This window comes from Salipiger sp. PrR003, assembly GCF_010500785.1.
Classification (GTDB): domain Bacteria; phylum Pseudomonadota; class Alphaproteobacteria; order Rhodobacterales; family Rhodobacteraceae; genus Salipiger; species Salipiger pacificus_A.
The window spans coordinates 179,184-201,288 of the sequence record NZ_JAAGOV010000054.1; the positions used below are offsets into that span (position 1 = coordinate 179,184).

A 22,105-nucleotide genomic window follows, 5' to 3' on the forward strand; every position below is an offset into this window, starting at 1 on the left:
CTCTGCTCATTTGCCCCGAGGCGCCTTTGGGTCAGCGCATCTCTTCTGCCGGGGTCACGCCCAAGATACCAAGACCGGCCGAAATGACAACCGCGACGGCCCGGGCCAGCGCGATTTTGCCTTGGCTGACAGCAGGATCGTCCTGCACGAAGCGCAGGCCCGGCTCGTCGTGGCCGCGGTTCCAGAGGCCGTGCAGGTCCGAGGCCAGCTCGTTGAGCCAGATGGCGACCTTATGCGGCTCGTGGCCCTTGGCCGCGATCTCGACGATGCGCGGCCATTCGGCCACCTTCTTGGCCAGTGCAAGCTCGGCCTCGTGGGTCATGCCCGACAGGTCGGCCCCGGCAAGGGCCTCGTCCGACACGTCAATTCCGGCCTCGATGGCCTTGCGCAGCACCGAGCAGACGCGGGCATGGGCGTATTGCACGTAGAACACCGGGTTCTCGCGGCTCTGCTCCACGGCCTTGGCGAAATCGAAATCGAGCGTGGCGTCGTTCTTGCGGGTCAGCATGACGAAGCGGGTGACGTCGGGGCCAACCTCCTCGACCACGTCGCGCAGGGTCACGAAGGTCCCTGCCCGCTTGGACATCTTGAATTCCTCACCGTTCTTGAACAGCTTGACCAGCTGGATCAGCTTGACGTCGAGCGGCACCTTGCCATCCGAAAGCGCCGAGACCGCCGCCTTCATGCGCTTGACGTAGCCGCCGTGGTCGGCGCCGAAGACGTCGATCAGCATGTCGAAGCCGCGGGTCACCTTGTCATAGTGATAGGCGATGTCCGGGGCGAAATACGTCCAGCTGCCATCCGACTTCATGATCGGGCGGTCGACGTCGTCGCCGTGGTCGGTCGACTTGAACAGCGTCTGTTCGCGCGGCTCCCAATCCTCGGGCTTCTTGCCCTTCGGCGGCTCGAGCACGCCGCGGTAGATCAGCCCCTTCTCGGTCAGCGACTCGATGGCGGCCTCGATCTTGCCGGTGCCGTAGAGCGATTTTTCCGAGAAGAAGTGATCCATCTTCACGCCGAGCAGCGCCAGATCCTCGCGGATCATGCCCATCATCTCCTCGGTGGCAAACTCGCGCACCGTCTCGAGCCATTCGGACTCGGACTGGTCGACATATTTGTCACCAACCTGCGCCTTCAGCTTCGCGCCGACCTCGATCAGGTACTCGCCGGGATAGGTGCCCGCCTCGAACTCGACGCTGCGGCCATGCGCTTCGAGGTAGCGCAGGTAGACCGACCGCGCCAGGACGTCGACCTGCGCGCCACCGTCGTTGATGTAATACTCGCGCGTGACGTCATAGCCAGCATAGGCCAGCAGCGAGGCCAGCGCATCGCCGAAGACCGCGCCCCGGGTATGGCCGACGTGCATCGGGCCCGTGGGGTTGGCCGAGACGTATTCGACGTTGACCTTGAGCCCCTGCCCCATGTCCGAGCGGCCATAGTCGGTGCCCGAGGTCAGCACGGCCGCGGGCAGCGCCTGCCAGACCGAGGGGTCGAGGCGCAGGTTCAGAAAGCCGGGGCCGGCGACCTCCGCGAGGGCGACGCGCGGGTCCTCGGACAGCTTGGCGGCAAGCGCCTCGGCGATGTCGCGCGGCTTTTGCTTGGCGGGCTTTGCCAGCACCATCGCGGCATTGGTTGCCATGTCCCCATGCGAGGCGTCTCGCGGCGGCTCCACCGTCACGGCGGCGGTGGCGAGGCCCTCGGGCAGCGCGCCTTCGGCCTGCAGCGCTTCGATCGCCTGAAGGACAAGCGCGCGAATGTCGGTGAAGAGGTTCATCAGTCTGTCTCCATACGGTCGGATGCTCCTCTACCATCTTGTCCCGCGGGGTCAAATGCCGAGATGCGGGGAACCGGACGGAAAGCGCGCTACTCCGCCCTGGCGCCCTTCAGCGTGTCATTGCCCCTGTCATCCCGCCGACCTTCCGAGCGCTCTTCGCGCCTCGGGGCAAGCACCACCAGCCGAACCCCATCGGCCTCCTTCGGGGCCTCATCCGGCCCGAGCAGCCGGAAGGTGCCGTTCGGCCCGAGATCCCCGACGACCATCGCCTCGGGGTTTTTCTCACGCCAGTGCTCCATGGTGAATTCCTCGGTCAGCCGCGAGATGCGGAACTCCCAGCCCTGCGCCATGCGCGCATTGGCTTCATCGTAGCTCTCGTCCGGCCCGAAAGGCCGGCCACCAAGGGTCGCCGGCAGCGCGTGGCGTGTCGACGTGTCGCGCGCCCGCTTGAGCTGGAAGACATGCTCGCGGCCGAAGTCCGGCGCAAGGTCGGTGGCCACCAGCGTGTTGTAGGCGTCGTTGTCCGTGGCGGCGATGAGGCTCTCGTAGCTGACCAGATCGAGCCGGTGCTCCGCCGCCTCCGACAGGATATCGCCGAAGAACGTGTCGAGCCCCGCGTCGCGCGCCTCGCGCAGGTGGGCATGGTTGGGATCGGCGATCAGCACCGGCAGCTCGAGCTTCTTCAGCGCCAGCCCCAATGCCACCGACCAGTCCGAGCCGCCGGTGATCAGCACACCGGGCGTTTCGGTCGCGGTCTGTCCCAGCGCCCGCGCCATGGGCGCCAGCGTAAAGCCATGCAGCACCACCGTCGCCGCCACCAGCGCGAAGGCCAGCGCCGGGATCCGCGCCGCATCCTCGACGCCGAGCGCCACCAGCCGCTGGGCAAAAAGCCCCGCCACCGCCACCAGAACCACGCCCCGCGGCCCGGTGAAGGCCACCATCAGGCGCTCCCGCCACGGCACGTTTGTGCCGACAAGCGAGATCAGCACCGGGATTGGCCGCGCCAGCAGGATCACCGAAAGCACGAAGGCCAGCGCCTGCCAGTCGAGCGAGACCAGCATGCCGCGGCTCATGTTGGCTGCCAGCAGGATGAACACCCCCGAGACCAGCAGGATCGTCGCGTGTTCCTTGAAGCGGCGCATCTCCTCGTAGCTCGGCAGGCCTGCGTTGGCGATCCACACGCCCATCAGCGTCACCGCCAGCAGCCCGCTTTCATGCAGCACCGAGTCGGCCAGGGCGAAGACCACCAGCATGGAGACGAAAAGCACCGGAACCTTCATGTATTCCGGCACCTTGCCGCGCTTGAAGGACTGCGCCAGCCCCCAGCCCCCAAGCACGCCGAGCGCCGAGGCCGCGAGGATGCCGACAATCATCTCGACCAGTGCCTCGCCCATCGAGGCGCCGTCCACCAGCACCGAGACCACCTCGAAGGCGAGCACCGCCGCCAGAGCGCCGACCGGGTCGTTGACGATGGCCTCCCACTGCAGCAGGGCCGCCGGGCGGTGCTTGAGCCGCGCCTGTCGCAAGAGCGGCGCGATCACCGTGGGGCCGGTGACGATCATGATGCCGCCGAAGACCGCCGCGCTCTCCCAGCTCAGCCCCGCCACCCAGTGCAGCGCCGCCGCCGAGGCGAGCCAGCCGAGCGGCGCGCCCACAAAGATCAGCCGCCGGACCCCGAGCCGCGCGTCGCGCAGCCCCTGGAAATTCAGCGTCAGCCCGCCCTCGAAAAGGATGATCGCCACCGCGATGGCCAGCATCGGCTCCATCAGCGCGCCGAAATCCTGATGCGGATCGAGCACGCCAAGGCCCGGCCCGATGGCAAGCCCCGCGACCAGCATGACCACGATCGCCGGGAGCTTCATCCGCCAGGCCAGCCATTGCGAGCCGACGCCGAGCGCGCCCACAAGGGCAAATCCCAGCAGCGGATCGATGCCGCCAGTTTCCGGTCCGGTCATGTCAGGGCCCTTTCACGCAACCGCGGCCTGTGCCGCGCTCATGATCTGGCCTGCGGCCTCGATCTGTCCAGTGCGATAAAGGGCTTGGCGTGCGATTGGCGCTTCAGCGCGCGTCGTGCAGGATGTCGGTGCCGGTCAGCTTGGCGTGCTGCTGCAGGGCGAAGCGGTCGGTCATCCCGGCGACGTAATCGGCCACCATGCGCGCCAGCTCGGTCTCGCTCTTGGGATCGGTCGCGCGCCAGCGAGCCGGCAGCAGCAGCGGGTTGTCCATGTAGATCGGGAAAAGTTCCATCACCGCTTGGGTCACCTTCTCGCGGATCACCACCACCGAGGGGGCGCGGTACATGCGGGTGAAGAGGAAATGCCGCACCTGCTTGAGCTCGCGGTACATCTCGTCCGAGAAGGCAACGACCGGATGCCCGAGCCGGCGGATGTCGTCGCAGCTTTGCGGCTCTGCCGCCGCGAGGCGCGCCCGGCTCGTGTCGATCACGTCGCTGACCATATAGCCGAAGACCCGGCGCAGCGCCTCGTGGCGACGGCGATAGGCGTCGAGGTGCGGGTAGAGCCGGTCGACCTCGGCATAGGCGGGCTTGATCAGCGGCAGGTCGGCGATCTCTTCCTCGGTGAAGAGCCCGGCGCGCAGCCCGTCCTGCAGGTCATGGTTGTTGTAGGCCACGTCGTCGGCGATCGCCGCGACCTGCGCCTCGCCACTGGCATGGGTCTCAAGCTCGAGATCATGCTCGGCGTTGTATTCGGCCAGCGCCAGCGGCAGCGTCTCGCCCGCTTTCAGCGGCAGCAGCGGCCCATTGTGCTTGGCGATCCCCTCGAGCGTGTCCCAGGTGAGATTGAGCCCGTCGAACTCGGCGTAATGGCATTCGAGCCGGGTGACGATGCGCAGGGTCTGGGCGTTGTGATCGAAGCCGCCATAAGGCGCCATCAATTCGTGCATCGCATCTTCGCCGGTGTGGCCAAAGGGCGTGTGGCCAAGATCATGCGCGAGCGCCACCGCCTCGGTCAGGTCGGTGTTCAGCCCCAGCGCATTGGCCATGGTGCGCGCCACCTGCGCGACCTCGATGCTGTGGGTCAGCCGCGTGCGGTAGAAATCTCCCTCGTGCTCGACGAAGACCTGGGTCTTGTGCTTGAGGCGCCGGAAGGCTGAGCTGTGGATGATCCGGTCACGGTCGCGCTGGAAACAGGAGCGGAATGCACTCTCCTCTTCCGCCACGCGGCGGGGCCGTGCCCCCTCGGGATCGCAGGAATAGATCGCCATCTGTTGTCTGCCTTTCACGTGCCTCAATGCGCGGCCCTTCCGATGCATGCCGGATGGTTGCCGCTGCTCTCGGGGATCCCTATATTATGGACCAACCGGGAGATAAACCTTTGAGGCGACCCATGAACCTGCCCCCGAAAGTGACTGACCGCGCCTACGAGCGACTCGCCGAGATCGGCGCTGGCGCCCAGGGCAAGGCGCTGCGCGTGGCCGTCGAGGGCGGCGGCTGCTCGGGTTTTCAGTATGACATCAAGCTCGACGACGCCGCCGAGGACGATCTCGTGCTCGAGCGCAAGGGAGAGCGCGTGGTGGTCGACAGCGTCTCGCTGCCCTTCCTCGCCGATGCGGTGATCGACTTCTCCGAAGAGCTGATCGGCGCGCGTTTCACCATCGAAAATCCCAATGCCACCAGTTCCTGCGGCTGCGGCACCAGCTTCTCGATGTAAGCCGCCGCTGCCGCGACATGCAAAGGGCCGCGCAGACGTCGCGGCCTTTTTGCTGTCCGCCGCGCGCCGAACAGGATCTCGCAACGGTTCCACATCCAGCCGCAACTCATTGTCCGAAAACAAGAAAGGCGCACCCTGCAAGGTGCGCCTTTCTTCTAGGTCAATGTAGCCCGGGGTGACTTCGCCACCGGCCACGAGGGGCAGCGCCCCTGCCCCGAGCGGTCAATCCTCGGTCACGTCCCCGTCTTCCTCTGACATGTGGAAATCGAGCCCATGCGCCGCGCGGATCTTATCTTCGATCTCGTTGGCGATCTGGCTGTTTTCCTTGAGGAAGTTCTTGGCGTTCTCACGGCCCTGGCCGATGCGCTCGTCGCCGTAGGAATACCAGGCGCCGGACTTGTCGACCACGCCGGCCTTCACCCCGAGATCCAGCAGTTCGCCGGTCTTGGAAATGCCCTCGCCGTACATGATGTCGAACTCGACCTGCTTGAACGGCGGGGCGACCTTGTTCTTCACCACCTTGACGCGGGTCTGGTTGCCGACCACCTCGTCGCGGTCCTTGATCGCGCCGATGCGGCGGATGTCGAGACGCACGGAGCTGTAGAATTTCAGCGCGTTGCCGCCGGTGGTGGTTTCGGGCGAGCCGAACATCACGCCGATCTTCATGCGGATCTGGTTGATGAAGATCACCATGCAGTTCGAGCGGCTGATCGAGGCGGTGAGCTTGCGCATCGCCTGGCTCATCAGGCGCGCGTGCACGCCGACCGAGCTGTCGCCCATGTCGCCCTCGAGCTCGCTCTTGGGGGTCAGCGCGGCGACGGAGTCGACCACCACCAGGCTGACCGCGCCGGAGCGCACCAGCGTGTCGGTGATTTCCAGCGCCTGTTCCCCGGTGTCGGGCTGCGAGATCAGCAGCTCGTCGAGGTCGACGCCCAGCTTCTTGGCGTATTGCGGGTCCAGCGCGTGTTCGGCATCGACGAAAGCGCAGACGCCACCCTTCTTCTGTTCCTCGGCGACGACATGCAGCGTCAGCGTGGTCTTGCCCGAGCTTTCCGGGCCGTAGATCTCGACGATCCGGCCCTTGGGCAGGCCGCCGATGCCGAGGGCGATGTCGAGCCCGAGCGAGCCGGTCGAGGTCGCCTCGATGTCGCGCAGGGCGTTGTCGCCGCCCAATTTCATGATCGAGCCTTTGCCGAACTGCCGCTCGATCTGGGCCAGCGCCGAGTCGAGTGCCTTTTGCCGGTCCGCGTTTCGCTTGCTGTCCATAGTCAGAAGATCTGCCGTTGCCATGATTTCCGATCCTTATTTCATACCGCGTCCGGGGCGGCAATCGCTGCTTTCGTTCGCCTCTTGTTCTCACCCGGGGTTATGAGACCAAAACAGGAACATTTCAAGCACCATCTGTTCTCACTGTTGCGAAACAGCGTTAAAGAGTGGTTTATCGACCAAAAGACCACGGTGAGAGGCAGGGGTATGCTGGTTTTCTGGAAGGCGCGGCTGGTGCTGCTGGCGGTCCCCAAGACGGGAACCTCTGCTTATGAAGCTGCCTTGGGCCCGCATGCCTCGATGAGCGTGCTCGACCCACCCGAGCTGAAGCACGCGCCGGTCTATCGCTACAACCGCTTCTTCCGGCCGATGTTCGAGAAGATGGGCGTGGAGCACATGGAGCTGATGGCCGTGGTGCGCGAGCCTGTCTCCTGGCTCGGCTCGTGGTACCGATACCGCCAGCGCGACTTCCTGGACGGCAAGCCCACCTCGACCCGCGGGCTCAGCTTCGAGGACTTCGTCGAGGCCTATGCCAGCGGCGCCCGCCCGCCCTTTGCCAATGTCGGCAGCCAGGCGAAATTCGTCGAGCCTCGGCCGAACGGCACCGGGGTCACGCATCTGTTCAGATACGAGCACCAGGCGCAGATCACCGGCTTCCTGGAAGAGCGGCTGGGGCTCAGGCTCGAGCTGCCGCGCGAGAATGTCTCGCCGCGCGCCGACCTGGCGCTCTCGCCCGGGGCCGAGGCGACGCTGCGGCGCAAATGCGCCGCGGATTTCGCGCTCTGGGAGCGGGCGCGCTGAGATCTCAGGCGAGCTGCTGCTGCACTGTCTCGGTCAGCTCGGTCAGCGAGAAGGGCTTGGGCAGGAACACCGAGTTGGGCACGGCCACGCGACTCTTGTCGAGCGACTCCTCGGCGTAGCCCGACACGAAGACCACCCGCGTTCCGGGCCGCATCTCGAGCGCCTGGCGCACCCAGCTCGGCCCATCCATCCCGGGCATCACCACGTCGGTGACGAAGACATCCACCGTCAGCGCCGGGTCCTGCAGCACCTCGAGCGCCTGCTCGGCGGTCTCGGCCTCGATCACCGTGAAGCCGCGCAGGCGCAGCGCCCGGGCCGCAAAGGCGCGCACCGGGGCCTCGTCCTCGACCAGCAGGACAACGCTGCCCAGCAGCGGCGCGCTGCCGCGCTCCGGCTCGGGCGCGGGGGGCTCGGCCATGCTGGTCTCTTCGAAGGCGGGGAAAAGCAGGGTGAAGCAGCTCCCCTTGCCGACCACGCTGTCGACGAAGATGAACCCCCCCGTCTGCTTGACGATGCCATAGACGGTCGAAAGGCCGAGCCCGGTGCCCTCACCCGTGCGCTTGGTGGTGAAGAAGGGCTCGAAGACCTTCTGCAGCTTGTCCTGCGGGATCCCGAAGCCCCGGTCGATGACCTTGACGCTGGCGTAGAGCCCGGGCTCGACCCGGGCACGGTCGCGGATCAGCGCCTCGTGCATCACGCAGCGGCTGGTGGCGATCTCGATCTCGCCGCCCTCGGGCATGGCGTCGCGGGCGTTCACCACGAGGTTCATCATCACCTGCTCGAGTTGCCGGCGGTCGCCGCGGATCGGGGGCAGCACCGGATCGTGGTTCAGCCTGAGGTTCACCCGCTCCCCTACCAGCCGGTTCAGCAGGTGGGTCAGATCCGACAGCGTGTCGCGCAGGTCGAGCTTCTCGACGCTCAGCGTCTGCTTGCGCGAGAAGGCGAGAAGCTGACCCACGAGCGAGGCGGCGCGGTTGGCGTTCTGGTTGATCTGCAGCAGATCCGCATAATCCGCATCGCCCTGGTCGTGGCGCAGCAGCAGCAGGTCGCAATGGCCCGAGATCGCGGTGAGCAGGTTGTTGAAATCATGCGCTACCCCGCCCGCGAGCTGGCCGATGGCCTGCATCTTCTGGCTCTGGACGAATTGCGCCTCGAGCGATTTCAGCTCGGTCGCGTCGTTGAGCACCGCGATCAGCTCGGCCCGCCCCGCCTTGAGCACCCGGTTCAGCGTGACCTGCACGAAGACCTCGCGCTCGGGGCGTACGAGGCGCAGGAATTCCGACCGATGCAGCCCGCGGCCTGCCGCCGCCTCGGTGAGCCAGTCGGTGATCGACCGGCCGAGCCCCTCCATGTGTGCCTCGATCGAGGTGCCGTCGGCGCTGGCCACCTCGAGCATGCGGCAGGCTTCGGCGTTGGCACGCAGGATCCGTCCGTCGGGCGCGAGCCGCAAAAGCGGCACCGGCAGGTTGTCGACCCCGTCCCGCACCTCCGGCGACCCTGCCGCATCCACCGGATGCAGCACCACTTCCTGCCGCCCGAAACCGGCATCCGAGCAGCGGATCAGCACGCTGCGCTCGCCCTCCGGAGAGCCGATCTGCTGCACCTTGCCGACGCGCAGCGGCAGCTCCAGCACCTCCTCGAGCTGCTTGATCCGCCGCCCGATCAACCTCCGCGCGGCGGCGTTCATATAAAGCACCGCGCCGCTGCGCCCGACGGTCAGCACCGGCACCTGCGCCGCGTCCCGCGCTTCGGGCGCGCGATCCTCCGCCTCCGCCACCGCGGTGAGGCCCGAAAAGTCGGGATCCGGCAGCCGTTCGAGCCGCCAGTAGCTCAGCCCCCCGACCTCCGCCAGCGCAAGCCGGTGCGGCCCGGCGGGAGACAGGATGTCCTCGCTCGCGCCCCCGCGCCCCTCGGCGCGGCGCCGCAGCCGCAGTTTCAGGGCCTCGGCATCCACCCCCAACTGGGTCAGCAGATCGCCGAGATTCTGCCCGGCAGCGAGAACGAACCGCTGCTGCGCGGCGCGATTGGAAAACACCGTCCGCCCGTGTCGATCCTCGAGCAGCGCCGGTGCGGGATCGGCCTCGACCAGCTTGCGCAGCCCCGACAGCTCCCCCCGCAGGCGCCGCCGCCCCATCACATGCCAGACCGCCAGCAGACCGCTGATCGCCAGAAAGGCCCCCGCCGCGGCCTGCGCCGCGAGCTGCGCCTCCCTGCCCTCGAGCAGCGCGCTGAACGCCAGGCACACCAGGCCGGCAGCGGTGAGCGCGATCCCCGGCAGAGCCTGAGAAAGCCAACTGCGCCCGCGCCCCTCCTCGTAAAACGCGGATCGCGTCACGGGGTCATCCTTTTCCTTCCATATCCCCATTCACCATGTGGCATGTGTATGATTAACCAAAGGTTAACTTTTCACATTCCCATGGGTCATCCGCGGCAGCCGCGCCGATCAGGCGGGCCGGCGCAGCTGCGCCGAGAAGAAGCCGTCGCCGCCGTCGCCGGGCAGGAACTGGCGCTGCTGCTCGACGGTCCAGCCCGGATGCCGGGCGAGGAAGGCCTCGATCTGCGCCGCGTTTTCCACCGCGAGCATCGAGCAGGTGGCATAGGCGAGCAGCCCGCCGGGTGTCACGAGCCGCGCGGCGATGTCGAGGATCCCGGCCTGCACCTTGGTCAACTCCTCCAGCCGCTCCGGTGTCAGCCGCCACTTGCCCTCGGGCGCGCGCCGCCAGGCGCCGCTGCCGGAACAGGGCACGTCGCAGAGCACCAGGTCGTAGGATCCCTTGGGGCTGGCGACGGCCTGGATGCGCGCCCCGGCGCGCTTGGCGCGCGCGGGAAGGTCGGACATGCGGCGCGGGTCTGCATCATGCGCCGCGACCTCGCCGCCGGTGCGCGCGGCCATGGCCAGCGCCTTGCCGCCGCCGCCGGCGCAATAGTCCAGGACCCGCAGCCCCGGCGCCAGCGGCAGCGCCTCGACCACCGCCTGGCTGGCAACGTCTTGCAGCTCGACCAGCCCCTCGGCGAAAGCCTGGCTCTGCGCAATGCGGCGCGCGCCCTCAGTGACCTCGAGCGCTCCGGAGGCCAGCGGATGCGTTCGGGTCTCGATCCCCTCGCCCGCCAGCGCCCCCTGAGCCGCGGCAAGATCGCCGCGCAGGCCGTTCACCCGCAGGAACACCGGGGCGCGCTCGCGCAGCGCCTCGGCGGCGGCGGCGGCCTCTTCGCCAAGGCTGTCGGTCAGCAGCGCGTCGATCCAGTCGGGAAGATCGCGGGCCTCCGCCCCCTCGGCCAGGCGTCCCCCAGCCTGCTCCTCGGCGGTCAGAGCCGCGGGAGCGTGGCCGTCCCCGGTGAAAAGGCTGTCGGGAGCGACCTGCTGCTGACGCAGCAGGCCGATGAGCCGCGCCCGCCCGCTCTCGCCGCCGCCCTGCGCGGCGGTGGAGCGCCAGCGGCGCAGCACGTCGAAGACATGGTCACGCACCGCGGCGCGGTCCTTGGACCCGGCGTAGCGCGCGCCGCGCGACCAGCCGAGCAGCGCCTGCTCGGCGGGGGTTCCGGCGGCGATGCGATCGAGCACCTCGGCGGCGGCTTGCAGCCTTGCGCCGGGGGTCATGACTGCATCCCCCAAGCGCGGATCATCGGAATATCGTGCTGCATCTGGTCTCGTGCTCCTGCCGCTGTCGCCCGCCCCTCTACCCGCGCGCGCCGCGCCGCGTCCAGCGCTTTCCCGGCGTCCGCCCCGAAACCAAAAGGGCCGATCCTCGCGGACCGACCCCCCATTTTCTCGCAGATCGCGCGCTCAGCCAATGCGGTAGTTCGGGCTCTCGCGGGTGATCTGCACGTCGTGCACGTGGCTCTCTGACAGGCCGGCGTTGGTGATGCGCACGAAATTGCAGTTCTTGCGCATCTCTTCGACGGTGGCGTTGCCGGTGTAGCCCATGGCGGCGCGCAGGCCGCCGACCAGCTGGTGGATCACCGCGCCGGCCGACCCCTTGTAGGGCACCTGCCCTTCGATGCCCTCGGGCACGAGCTTGTCGCTCGCCGCATCCTTCTGGAAGTAGCGATCCGCCGATCCGCGCGCCATGGCGCCAAGGCTGCCCATGCCGCGATAAGCCTTGAACGAGCGACCCTGGTAGAGGATCACCTCGCCCGGGCTTTCATCCGTGCCGGCGATCATCGAGCCGACCATGGCGCAGGAGGCACCCGCGGCGATGGCCTTAGCGAAATCGCCCGAGAACTTGATGCCGCCGTCGGCGATCACCGGCACGTCACCGGCCGCCTTGGCGCAGTCCATGATCGCGGTAAGCTGCGGCACGCCGACGCCGGCGACCATCCGCGTGGTGCAGATCGAGCCCGGGCCGATGCCGACCTTGACCGCATCGGCGCCCGCATCGATCAGCGCGCGGGTGGCATCGCCGGTGGCAACGTTGCCGGCGATGACCTGCACCTCGTTCGACAGCGCCTTGGCCCGCGCCACCGCGTCGATCACCCCGGCGCTGTGGCCATGGGCGGTGTCGATCACCACGATGTCGACCCCCGCGTCGATCAGCGCCTCGGTGCGCTCGAAGCCCGACTCGCCCACCCCGGTCGCGGCGGCAACGCGCAGTCGGCCCAGCTCGTCCTTGCAGGCGGTGGGGTTGAGCACGGCCTTCTCGGTGTCCTTGAGCGTCAGCAGGCCGGTGAGCTTGCCCTGCGCATCGGTGACCAGCAGCTTCTCGATCCGCCGCGCCCTCATCAGGCTGATCGCCTCCTCGCGGTCGGCGGGCTCGCGCAGGATGGCAAGGTTCTCGGAGGTCATCATCACCCGCACGGGCGTGTCCGGCTTCTGCGCGAAACGCATGTCGCGGTTGGTGACGATGCCGACAACGCGGTGCTGCTCGTCGACCACCGGGAAGCCGGTGAAACCGTAACGCTCGGTCAGCGCTTGCGCGTCGGCCAGCGTCTGGTCGGGGGTGAGGGTGACCGGGTTGTAGACGATGCCGCTCTCGAAGCGTTTCACCCGGCGCACTTCCTGGGCCTGACGTTCGATGTCGAGGTTCTTGTGGATCACCCCGATGCCGCCGGCCTGCGCCATGGTGATCGCCATGCGCGCCTCGGTGACCGTGTCCATGGCCGAAGACAGCAGCGGAATGTTGAGCGCAATGCTCTTGGTGACCCGGGTGCGCGTGTCGGCCGTGGACGGCAGAACGCTGGAAGCTGCGGGAAGCAGCAGAACATCGTCGAAGGTGAAGGCCTCGCGAATCTCCATGGGGGCGGCTCCTTGGGAGGGTATCGGTTGGCACGTCCCTATTGCACGGATGATCGGCGGGGGAAAGGCCCCTCGGACCTTCGCCGCGAGGGCTGCGGCCCGGGCAGCGCAGAAGCGCAAGCTCCGCCCACGGCCCGCAAGCTTCTCCGGAGACTTTTCGCCCTGAAGCCAGAGGCTAGAGGCGCGCGCCGAGAACGGCTTCGGCCAGGGCGATGGCGGCGAAGGGCACCGAGAGGAGCAGCGCGACCAGCAGCGCCGCAGCGCGGGTCGGCCTGGGGCGCGGGGCAAGGAGGGGCAAACGGCGGCGCGGGGCGGTCATGAGTCAATTAACCACGCGCACACTTTCGGGCGCGTTAATGGCTGCCATGACTTCTCCACTGCTGCCTCCGCCGCTCCTGCCCCTGCCGCAATCGCCGGAATACGCCCGCGCCTGCGCCGCGCTGGGAGTGCCCTGCCGGTCTGGGGAAGAGATCTTTGACGGGGGCGCGGCGCTGCGCTGGCAGGTGCAGGCGCGCCGGCTGCCGCTGCTGGGCGAGGTCAGCCTGCTCTCGCGCGGGCCGGTGACCGCGGCGCCCGCGGCGGCCGAGGCCTGGCTGCGGGAGCTGCCCACCCCCGGGCCGCTGCTGCTCAATGCCGAGGGTGTCTCGGCCGGGGCGCTGCGCGGCGCGGGCTTCTGGCCGCTGCTGACCCCGGCGACGCTTGCCCTGTTGCCGCTTGGCCCGCCGGAACAGATGCGCAGGGCGCTGCGGCAGAAATGGCGCAACCGGCTCACCCGTGCCGAGGGTGCAGGGCTGAGCCTGCGCCGCCTGCCGCTGCACGGCGGGCACTGGCTGCTGGAGGCTGAGCTGGCGCAGGCCCGCGCCCGCCGCTACCGCAACCTGCCGCCGGGCTTCATTGTCGCCTATGCCCGCGCCACGCCCGAAGCCGCGCTGATCTGGGAGGCGCGGCGGGGCGGCGCGCCGCTCGCCGCCATCGCCGTGCTTCGGCACGGGCGCATGGCGAGTTGGACCACCGGCGTCACGACGCCGCAGGGACGCGCCGCCAACGCCATGAACCTGCTGCTCTGGGCGGCGATGCGCTGGCTGGCAGAGCGCGGGCATGAGCAGCTCGATCTCGGCATGCTCAACGGCGACGACGCTCCGGGCGTCACCCGCTTCAAGCTTGGCACCGGCGCGCGCGCGCACCGGCTGGCGGGCACATGGCTGCGCTGTCGCGCGCTTGCGCCGCTCGCCCGCCGCCTGCCAAAAGGGCTGGCCACCTGACGGTGCCCAGCCCCTTCCTCTTTGTGCAAGTATCCTGCGGCGAGATGCGCCGCGCCGAGGGGCTGCGCCCCTCACCCGGCCGCCGCAGCTGCGCCGTTCACTCGGTCGGTGTCACCTTGACCATCATGTCGGGCTTGCCGACCACCGCGCCGTTCGGCCCGGTGCCGCGCTTGATCGCGTCGACGACCTCCATGCCCGAGGTCACCTCGCCCACCGCCGTGTAGGCGCCGTTCAGATGCGGCGCCGGGGCGAACATGATGAAGAACTGCGAGTTCGCCGAGTCCGGGTTCTGCGAGCGCGCCATGCCGACGACGCCGCGCGCGAAATCCTTCTCGGAGAATTCCGCCGCGAGATCCGGCAGGTCCGAGCCGCCGGTGCCCGCCATGCGCATGTCGTTGCCCTCACGGCCGAACTGCACGTCGCCGGTCTGCGCCATGAAGCCGTCGATCACGCGGTGGAAGACCACGCCGTCATACTCGCCCTTCTCCGCCAGCTCGGTCAGCCGCGCGGCGTGCTGCGGCGCGACATCGTCGAAGAGCTCGATGTGGAAGGTGCCGTTGGCGCCCTCGCCCGCGACCTCGACGTCAAGCCCCGCCGCCAGTGCAGGCGAAGCCATGACGGAGAGCAACAGCGCCAGCTTACGCATCTGCAGCCACCTTCACCGAGATCATCCGGTCGGGCTCGGCAGGCGGCTCGCCGCGGGTGATCGCATCGACGTGCTCCATGCCCTCGATGACCCGGCCGTAGACGGTGTACTGGCCGTTGAGGAAGTGGTTGTCCTTGAAGTTGATGAAGAACTGCGAGTTCGCCGAGTTCGGGTTCATCGAGCGCGCCGCGCCCAGGGTGCCGCGGTCGTGCGGAAGTTTCGAGAATTCCGCGGGAAGGTCGGGCAGCTGCGAGCCGCCGGTGCCGGCGCGGCGCAGGTTGAAGCCGTCTTCCATGTCACCATGCTCGACGTCGCCGGTCTGCGCCATGAAACCGTCGATCACGCGGTGGAAGCAGACATTGTCATATTCTCCCGCACGCGCCAGCTCCTTCATCCGCTCGGCGTGCTTCGGCGCCACGTCGGGCAGCAGCTCGATGGTGACGGTGCCGCCCTTCAGCTCGATGAGGATGGTGTTTTCGGGGTCCTTGATCTCGGCCATGTCGATACTCCCTATGGCGTTCGTTGCGCGAGATTTAGTCCGCCTGCGCCCGAATGCCAAGATGCGCGTCCCTCCGGCCCTGAGCGCGGACCGCTGCCGCATTGACCTTGCGCCCGGCTCGGGGCAGACCATTGAGCAACCCAAGGATCAGGAGGACCGAGATGGCCTGGAAGACCCTCGACGACATGGAACTCGCCGGCAAGCGCGTGCTCACCCGTGTCGACATCAACGTGCCGGTGGACGGCGGCGTGGTCACCGACGCAACCCGGATCGAGCGCGTGGCACCCACCGTGCAGGACATCCTGTCGCGCGGCGGCACCCCTGTCCTGCTGGCCCACTTCGGCCGCCCCAAGGGCAAGGTCGTGCCCGAGATGTCGCTCAAGATGCTGGTGCCCGCGCTCGAGGCCGCCTTCGGTACCAAGGTCAATTTCGCCACGCTGGACGAGGCCGAGGCGGTGATCGGCGGCTGCGCCGAGGGCCAGGTCGTGCTTCTCGAGAACACACGCTTCGAGCCCGGCGAGGAAAAGAACGACGCCGAGCTCGCAAAGCGCTACGCCGCGCTTGGTGATATCTATTGCAATGACGCCTTCTCGGCGGCGCACCGCGCCCATGCCTCCACCGCCGCGCTGGCGCAGCTGCTGCCCGCCTGCGCGGGCCGGCTGATGCAGGCCGAGCTCGAGGCGCTGGAGGCGGCGCTCGGCGCGCCGAAGCGTCCGGTGCTGGCGGTGGTCGGCGGCGCCAAGGTCTCGACCAAGCTCGACCTTCTGGGCAACCTCGTCGAGAAGGTCGACATGCTGGTGATCGGCGGCGGCATGGCCAACACCTTCCTCGCGGCGCAGGGCGTCGACGTGGGCAAGTCGCTCTGCGAGCACGAGATGACCGGCACCGCCCGCGAGATCGCCGAGAAGGCCGCCGCGGCGGGCTGCGAGATTCTGCTGCCGCGCGACGTGGTGGTGGCGCGCGAATTCCGCGAGAACGCGCCCTCGGAAGTGGTCCCGGCCGAATCCTGCCCGGCCGACGCGATGATCCTCGACGCCGGGCCGGACAGCGTGGCGCATGTGGAACAGGCCATCTCCCGCGCCGCGACGCTGATCTGGAACGGGCCGCTCGGCGCCTTCGAGATCGCCCCCTTCGATGCCGCCACCAACGCGGCCGCCAAGTTTGCAGCCAAGCGCACCGCGCATGGCGAGCTGGTTTCGGTCGCCGGCGGCGGCGACACGGTGGCGGCGCTCAACAAGGCCGGGGCGGCGGACGACTTCACCTATATCTCGACTGCCGGCGGCGCCTTCCTCGAGTGGATGGAAGGCAAGACCCTGCCCGGCGTCGCGGCGCTCGGCTGAGCCCCACAAGCCGATCGGCCCCTCGTCGGGCCGATCGGCCACAATCGGCGCGCAATCGCACCGATTTTTCAGCGACCTAGGCTACGGGGGATTTCCATGCCCCCTGCCCTGTGGCATGGTTTCCCCGACGTCGGACGGCTCCCCACCCAATGAGGGAGCGCGGCGCAGAGCAGACCAAACGGCATACAGGCATCAGGACCCACGCATATGACTGGCAGACGCAAACCGGCCCTCGGCGGCCTCGTCTTCGCGGTGATCACGCTGAGCTTGTCGGGCTATTTCACCTTTGCCGCCGTGCAGGGCGACTACGGGCTCTTCCGCCGCGCCGAGATCGAGGTGGAGGCCGACCGGCTGGCCACCGAGCTCGACGGGATCAACGCCGAGGTCGCGCATATGGAAAACGTCACCCTGCGGCTCTCGGACGACTATCTCGATCTTGACCTGCTGGACCAGCAGGCGCGCGACGTTCTGGGAATGATCCGCTCGGACGAGATCGTCGTGCGCTGAGCGCGCGCAGTATCGCAACGCCCTAAGCGCGTGCAATGCGGCGTGGGCTGAACGCGCGCAGTGCCGCAGCGCGCCGACCGCGCGCCATCCAAGGTTCCGCTGAGTTCTGCCGCCCCTCTGTGTCCGATCCGCTTCTGAGCGCCTCCCGGGCGCCTTGGCGCGAGGGCGCGGAGCGGCGGGGTTCTGCCGGTGGCTTGCCCTAACGTCCCGCCGCGCCACTTTTTAGCGAAACTCCCGCCCCGGCCCTTTGACACTCAGTCGCCGCCGATTTACTGTGGGAGAAAGTTTAACACTAAACTAGTTGGGAGGAGTCCCCATGGCCGCTCGGAAACCATCCGCAAAGCCGAACGTCTCGCCCGAGGAGCTCAAGCAATACTATCATGACATGCTGCTCATCCGCCGCTTCGAAGAGAAGGCGGGTCAGTTGTATGGCATGGGGCTCATCGGCGGGTTCTGCCACCTTTACATCGGCCAGGAAGCGGTCGTTGTCGGCCTCGAGGCCGCGGCGAGCGAAGGCGACAAGCGCGTCACCTCCTACCGCGACCACGGGCACATGCTCGCCTGCGGCATGGACCCCAACGGGGTGATGGCCGAGCTCACCGGCCGCGAGGGCGGCTATTCCAAGGGCAAGGGCGGCTCGATGCACATGTTCAGCCGCGAGAAGCATTTCTACGGCGGCCATGGCATCGTCGGCGCGCAGGTGCCGCTCGGCGCCGGCCTCGCCTTTGCCGACCGTTACCTGGAAAACGACCGCGTGACCTTTGCCTACTTCGGCGACGGCGCGGCCAACCAGGGCCAGGTCTACGAGACCTTCAACATGGCGTCGATCTGGAAGCTGCCGGTGATCTTCGTCATCGAGAACAACCAGTACGCCATGGGCACCTCGCAGAAGCGCTCCACCTCGACCGAGGAAATCTACACCCGCGGCGCGCCCTTCGGCATCCCCGGCGAGCTGGTCGACGGCATGGACGTGTTGAAGGTCAAGGAAGCCGGCGAGAAGGCGGTGGCGCACTGCCGCGCGGGCAACGGCCCCTACATCCTCGAAGTGAAGACCTACCGCTACCGCGGCCACTCCATGTCGGACCCGGCCAAGTACCGGACCCGCGAGGAAGTGCAGAAGATGCGCGACGAGCGCGACCCGATCCAGAGCGTGCGCGACCTGCTGCTGCAGGGCAAGCACGCCACCGAGGATGACCTCAAGGCGATCGACAAGAACATCAAGGACATCGTGAACGCCTCGGCCGAGTTCTCGAAGGAGAGCCCGGAGCCGGCGCTCGAGGAACTCTGGACCGACATCTACGCCGACGAAGTGCCGCAAGGCGACGCGGTAGAGGCCTGAGGCAGAAGGACTAGACGGATATGGCAACCGAAATTCTCATGCCCGCGCTCTCGCCGACCATGGAAGAGGGCACGCTGGCCAAGTGGCTGGTCAAAGAGGGCGACACCGTGAGCTCGGGCGACATTCTCGCCGAGATCGAGACCGACAAGGCGACGATGGAATTCGAAGCCGTCGATGAAGGCATCGTCGGCAAGATCCTCATCGAGGAAGGCACCGAGGGCGTGAAGGTCAACACCCCGATCGCCGTGCTGGTCGAGGAAGGCGAAAGCGCCGATGACATCGAGGTCTCCTCGGGCGGCGGCGACGACGCCGAGCCCGCGAAGACCGAAGAGACCCCCGCGGCCCCGGTCGAGGAGGCCCCCGCCTCCGCCCCGGCAACCCCCAAGGCCAAGGCGGTCGAACCCGACTGGCCCGAAGGTACCGAGATGAAGAGCCAGACCGTTCGCGAAGCGCTTCGCGACGCCATGGCCGAGGAAATGCGCAACGATCCCAACGTCTTCGTCATGGGCGAGGAAGTGGCCGAGTACCAGGGTGCCTATAAGGTCACCCAAGGGCTGCTCGACGAGTTCGGCTCGAAGCGCGTGATCGACACGCCGATCACCGAGCACGGCTTTGCCGGCATCGGCGTCGGCGCGGCCTTCGGCGGGCTCAAGCCCATCGTCGAGTTCATGACCTTCAACTTCGCCATGCAGGCGATCGACCAGATCATCAACTCGGCGGCCAAGACGCTCTACATGTCCGGCGGCCAGATGGGCGCGCCCATGGTGTTCCGCGGCCCGAACGGTGCCGCCGCCCGCGTCGGCGCGCAGCACTCGCAGGACTACGCCGCATGGTACGCCATGGTGCCCGGCCTCAAGGTCGTGATGCCCTACTCGGCCTCCGACGCCAAGGGCCTGCTGAAGAGCGCCATCCGCGATCCCAACCCGGTGATCTTCCTCGAGAACGAGATCCTCTACGGCCGCTCCTTCGACGTGCCGGTCATGGATGATTTCACCGTGCCCTTCGGCAAGGCCCGCATCTGGCGCGAGGGCAGCGATGTGACCATCGTCTCCTTCGGCATCGGCATGACCTACGCTCTCGAGGCGGCGGACAAGCTGGCGGACGAGGGCATCTCGGCCGAGGTGATCGACCTGCGCACCCTGCGCCCGATCGACTACGGCACCGTCATCGAGTCGGTTAAGAAGACCAACCGCTGCGTGACCGTGGAAGAGGGCTGGCCGGTGGGCTCCATCGGCAACCACCTGTCGGCCTACATCATGCAGAACGCCTTCGACTGGCTCGACGCCCCGGTGATCAACTGTACCGGCAAGGACGTGCCCATGCCCTACGCGGCGAACCTCGAGAAGCACGCGCTGATCACCACCGCAGAGGTGATCGACGCCGTGAAGCAAGTCACCTACCGGTAAGGAGAGCGTCATGCCCACGGAAATCCTGATGCCCGCGCTGTCCCCCACCATGGAGGAAGGCACGCTGGCCAAGTGGCTGGTGAAAGAGGGCGACACGGTCAGCTCCGGCGACATCCTCGCCGAGATCGAGACCGACAAGGCGACGATGGAATTCGAAGCCGTCGACGAAGGCACCATCGGCAAGATCCTCATCGAGGAAGGCAGCGAGGGGGTGAAGGTCAACACCCCCATCGCGGTCCTGCTCGAAGAGGGCGAGAGCGCCGACGACATCGACAGCGGCTCCTCGGATGGCGCTTCCGCCAAGTCCGAGGAAAAGCCCGCCGAAGCCAAGTCCGAGGCGCCCGCGCCGAAGGATGAGGACACCAAGGCGGCGGCGGCCACCCCGGCAGCCGGCTCGGCAACCCCTGCCCCCGCGTCCCCCAAGGGCGAGGACGGCAAGCGTATCTTCGCTTCGCCGCTGGCGCGCCGCATCGCGGCGGACAAGGGGCTCGACCTCGCGCAGGTCAAGGGCACCGGACCGCACGGCCGCATCGTCAAGGCCGACGTCGAGGCTGCCAAGCCTGCAGACAAGGCAGCCAAGTCCGAGGCCGCGGCTCCGGCCACGGCCGAGAAGAAGGCCACCGATGCGACCGTCATGCCCGCCGGCCCGTCGTCGGACGCGGTGCGCAAGATGTACGAGGGGCGCGAGTTCGAAGAGGTCAAGCTCGACGGCATGCGCAAGACGGTGGCGAGCCGCCTCACCGAGGCCAAGCAGACCATCCCGCACTTCTACCTGCGCAAGGACATCAAGCTCGACGCGCTGCTCAAGTTCCGCAGCCAGCTGAACAAGCAGCTCGAGGCGCGCGGCGTGAAGCTCTCGGTCAACGACTTCGTCATCAAGGCCTGTGCCTTGGCGCTGCAGTCGGTGCCGGACGCCAATGCCGTCTGGGCTGGGGATCGCATCTTCAAGCTCAAGCCGTCCGACGTCGCGGTGGCCGTGGCGATCGAGGGCGGTCTCTTCACCCCGGTGCTCAAGGATGCCGAGATGAAGTCGCTCTCGGCGCTGTCCGCCGAGATGAAGGACCTTGCGGGCCGGGCCCGGAACAAGAAGCTCGCGCCGCATGAATACATCGGCGGCAGCTTCGCGATCTCCAACCTCGGCATGTACGGCATCGACAACTTCGACGCGGTGATCAACCCGCCGCATGGCGCGATCCTCGCCGCGGGCGCGGGCGTCAAGAAGCCGATCGTCGGTGCTGATGGCGAGCTGGCTGTGGCGACGGTGATGTCCGTGACGCTCTCGGTCGACCACCGGGTCATCGACGGCGCGCTGGGGGCCGAGCTGCTGCAGGCGATTGCCGACAACCTCGAGAACCCGATGGTGATGCTCGCCTGATCCGGGCGCATCGCTGGAACACAGAACGGCCCCACCGCGCGGTGGGGCCGTTTTCCTTTGGGGCCGCTGCAGCACACCCGGCCGGAAGCACAGCCGGCCTAAGACGGCGAAAGGCGCAGCCCCTCGGGACCGCGCCTCAGTCGATAGCCAAGGGATCGCGCCGTCAGTCGCTGCAGTTGCAGCCGGTGAGCTTCTGGTCCATCGAGCGCGAGGGCTGATCGCAGCCCGCCTCGCCGACGATCTTAGCCGGCACCCCGGCGACGGTCTTGCAGGGCGGCACCTCGGCCAGCACCACCGAGCCCGCCGCGATGCGCGAACGGTCGCCCACCTTGATGTTGCCCAGCACCTTCGCGCCTGCGCCGATCAGCACGCCGTTGCCGATCTTGGGATGACGGTCCTCGTCCTCCTTGCCGGTGCCGCCAAGCGTCACCGAATGCAGGATCGACACGTCGTCGCCGACCACCGCCGTCTCGCCGATGACGATGGAATGCGCATGGTCGATCATGATGCCCTTGCCGATCTTCGCGGCCGGGTGGATGTCGACGCCGAACACCTCGGACGAACGCATCTGGAAGAAATAGGACAGGTCGCGCCGCCCCTGGTTCCACAGCCAATGCGCCACGCGCTGGCTTTGCACCGCCTGGAAGCCCTTGAAGTAGAGCAAGGGCTGCAGGTAGCGGTGGCAGGCCGGGTCGCGCTCGAAGGTGGCCTGGATGTCGGCCCGCGCCTTCAGCGCCAGCGAGGGATCGGAGCTATAGGCCTCGTCGCAGATCTCGCGCAGGATCTGCTCGGACATCTCGCCATTCGCCAGCTTCAGCGAGATGCGATACGCCAGCGCCCGCTCGATGGTCGGGTGGTGCAGGATCGAGATGTGCACCGACCCGCCGAGCAGCGGCTCGGCGGCGACAACCTCTTCGGCCTCGCGGACGATGCGGGCCCAGACGGGATCCAGTTCGGCGATCTTGGCGCGTGTCTTGGCCATGGGA

Annotated in this window: 18 protein-coding genes; 8 read left to right on the plus strand and 10 right to left on the minus strand. The window is 67.8% G+C overall.

From position 1 onward, the window contains the following. Positions 1-31: 31 nt before the first annotated feature. The 3 genes from argS to G0D83_RS20280 all read right to left on the minus strand — a co-directional run bounded on the left by argS (position 32) and on the right by G0D83_RS20280 (position 4,999). Positions 32-1,774, minus strand: coding sequence for an arginine--tRNA ligase (argS, locus tag G0D83_RS20270; RefSeq protein WP_164196541.1), 1,743 nt, complete (start codon positions 1,772-1,774; stop codon positions 32-34). Positions 1,775-1,863: 89 nt separating this feature from the next. Continuing rightward, complete coding sequence (locus tag G0D83_RS20275; protein WP_164196542.1) at positions 1,864-3,729, minus strand: sodium:proton antiporter; 1,866 nt, start codon at positions 3,727-3,729, stop codon at positions 1,864-1,866. A gap of 103 nt (positions 3,730-3,832) precedes the next feature. Next, entirely contained in the window at positions 3,833-4,999 is a 1,167-nt protein-coding gene (locus tag G0D83_RS20280) for a deoxyguanosinetriphosphate triphosphohydrolase (RefSeq protein ID WP_108965243.1), read from the minus strand. Between the two features lie 122 nt (positions 5,000-5,121). On the opposite strand from G0D83_RS20280, the gene G0D83_RS20285 reads away from it, so the two are divergent. Beyond that, on the plus strand, positions 5,122-5,445 hold the full coding sequence (locus G0D83_RS20285; protein WP_108965242.1) for an iron-sulfur cluster assembly accessory protein: 324 nt from the start codon (positions 5,122-5,124) through the stop codon (positions 5,443-5,445). A gap of 222 nt (positions 5,446-5,667) precedes the next feature. Here G0D83_RS20285 and recA read toward each other — a convergent pair whose 3' ends face one another. After that, a complete protein-coding gene (recA, locus tag G0D83_RS20290; RefSeq protein ID WP_108965241.1) occupies positions 5,668-6,735 on the minus strand; it encodes a recombinase RecA in 1,068 nt (355 codons plus the stop codon). Between the two features lie 183 nt (positions 6,736-6,918). On the opposite strand from recA, the gene G0D83_RS20295 reads away from it, so the two are divergent. Beyond that, complete coding sequence (locus G0D83_RS20295; protein WP_164196543.1) at positions 6,919-7,512, plus strand: gamma-glutamyl kinase; 594 nt, start codon at positions 6,919-6,921, stop codon at positions 7,510-7,512. Between the two features lie 4 nt (positions 7,513-7,516). Here the strand turns inward: G0D83_RS20295 and G0D83_RS20300 are convergent, their stop codons facing one another. The 3 genes from G0D83_RS20300 to guaB form a co-directional block, all read right to left on the minus strand. Continuing rightward, positions 7,517-9,847 (minus strand): ATP-binding protein, encoded by a 2,331-nt coding sequence (locus G0D83_RS20300; protein ID WP_370457285.1) that lies wholly within the window; start codon positions 9,845-9,847, stop codon positions 7,517-7,519. A gap of 108 nt (positions 9,848-9,955) precedes the next feature. After that, positions 9,956-11,110 (minus strand): RsmB/NOP family class I SAM-dependent RNA methyltransferase, encoded by a 1,155-nt coding sequence (locus G0D83_RS20305; protein ID WP_164196544.1) that lies wholly within the window; start codon positions 11,108-11,110, stop codon positions 9,956-9,958. Positions 11,111-11,296: 186 nt separating this feature from the next. Next, positions 11,297-12,745, minus strand: a complete 1,449-nt coding sequence (gene guaB / locus G0D83_RS20310) for an IMP dehydrogenase (protein ID WP_108965238.1) — start codon at positions 12,743-12,745, stop codon at positions 11,297-11,299. Positions 12,746-13,101: 356 nt separating this feature from the next. Between guaB and G0D83_RS20315 the strand changes: the two genes are divergently transcribed. Continuing rightward, positions 13,102-14,007: a GNAT family N-acetyltransferase gene (locus tag G0D83_RS20315; protein ID WP_235939474.1), complete on the plus strand. Its 906-nt coding sequence runs from the start codon at positions 13,102-13,104 to the stop codon at positions 14,005-14,007. Between the two features lie 97 nt (positions 14,008-14,104). On the opposite strand, the gene G0D83_RS20320 is transcribed toward G0D83_RS20315, so the two are convergent. Then, positions 14,105-14,653: a peptidylprolyl isomerase gene (locus tag G0D83_RS20320; RefSeq protein ID WP_164196545.1), complete on the minus strand. Its 549-nt coding sequence runs from the start codon at positions 14,651-14,653 to the stop codon at positions 14,105-14,107. Continuing rightward, positions 14,646-15,152: a peptidylprolyl isomerase gene (locus G0D83_RS20325; RefSeq protein ID WP_164196546.1), complete on the minus strand. Its 507-nt coding sequence runs from the start codon at positions 15,150-15,152 to the stop codon at positions 14,646-14,648. Before G0D83_RS20325 ends, G0D83_RS20320 begins: the two co-directional genes overlap by 8 nt. A 161-nt stretch (positions 15,153-15,313) precedes the next feature. Between G0D83_RS20325 and pgk the strand changes: the two genes are divergently transcribed. The 5 genes from pgk to G0D83_RS20350 all read left to right on the plus strand — a co-directional run bounded on the left by pgk (position 15,314) and on the right by G0D83_RS20350 (position 21,119). Further along, complete coding sequence (gene pgk / locus G0D83_RS20330) at positions 15,314-16,492, plus strand: phosphoglycerate kinase (protein ID WP_164196547.1); 1,179 nt, start codon at positions 15,314-15,316, stop codon at positions 16,490-16,492. 207 nt (positions 16,493-16,699) lie between these two features. Further along, entirely contained in the window at positions 16,700-16,999 is a 300-nt protein-coding gene (locus G0D83_RS20335) for a septum formation initiator family protein (RefSeq protein WP_164196548.1), read from the plus strand. A 316-nt stretch (positions 17,000-17,315) separates the two neighbouring features. Further along, the gene (gene pdhA, locus G0D83_RS20340; protein ID WP_164196549.1) at positions 17,316-18,338 is read left to right on the plus strand and encodes a pyruvate dehydrogenase (acetyl-transferring) E1 component subunit alpha; all 1,023 of its coding nucleotides are present in this window, start codon (positions 17,316-17,318) and stop codon (positions 18,336-18,338) included. A gap of 20 nt (positions 18,339-18,358) precedes the next feature. Then, positions 18,359-19,744, plus strand: a complete 1,386-nt coding sequence (locus G0D83_RS20345; RefSeq protein ID WP_164196550.1) for a pyruvate dehydrogenase complex E1 component subunit beta — start codon at positions 18,359-18,361, stop codon at positions 19,742-19,744. Positions 19,745-19,754: 10 nt separating this feature from the next. After that, a complete protein-coding gene (locus G0D83_RS20350; RefSeq protein WP_164196551.1) occupies positions 19,755-21,119 on the plus strand; it encodes a pyruvate dehydrogenase complex dihydrolipoamide acetyltransferase in 1,365 nt (454 codons plus the stop codon). Between the two features lie 163 nt (positions 21,120-21,282). Here the strand turns inward: G0D83_RS20350 and cysE are convergent, their stop codons facing one another. Then, positions 21,283-22,101, minus strand: a complete 819-nt coding sequence (cysE, locus tag G0D83_RS20355; RefSeq protein WP_095883888.1) for a serine O-acetyltransferase — start codon at positions 22,099-22,101, stop codon at positions 21,283-21,285. Positions 22,102-22,105 lie beyond the last annotated feature (4 nt).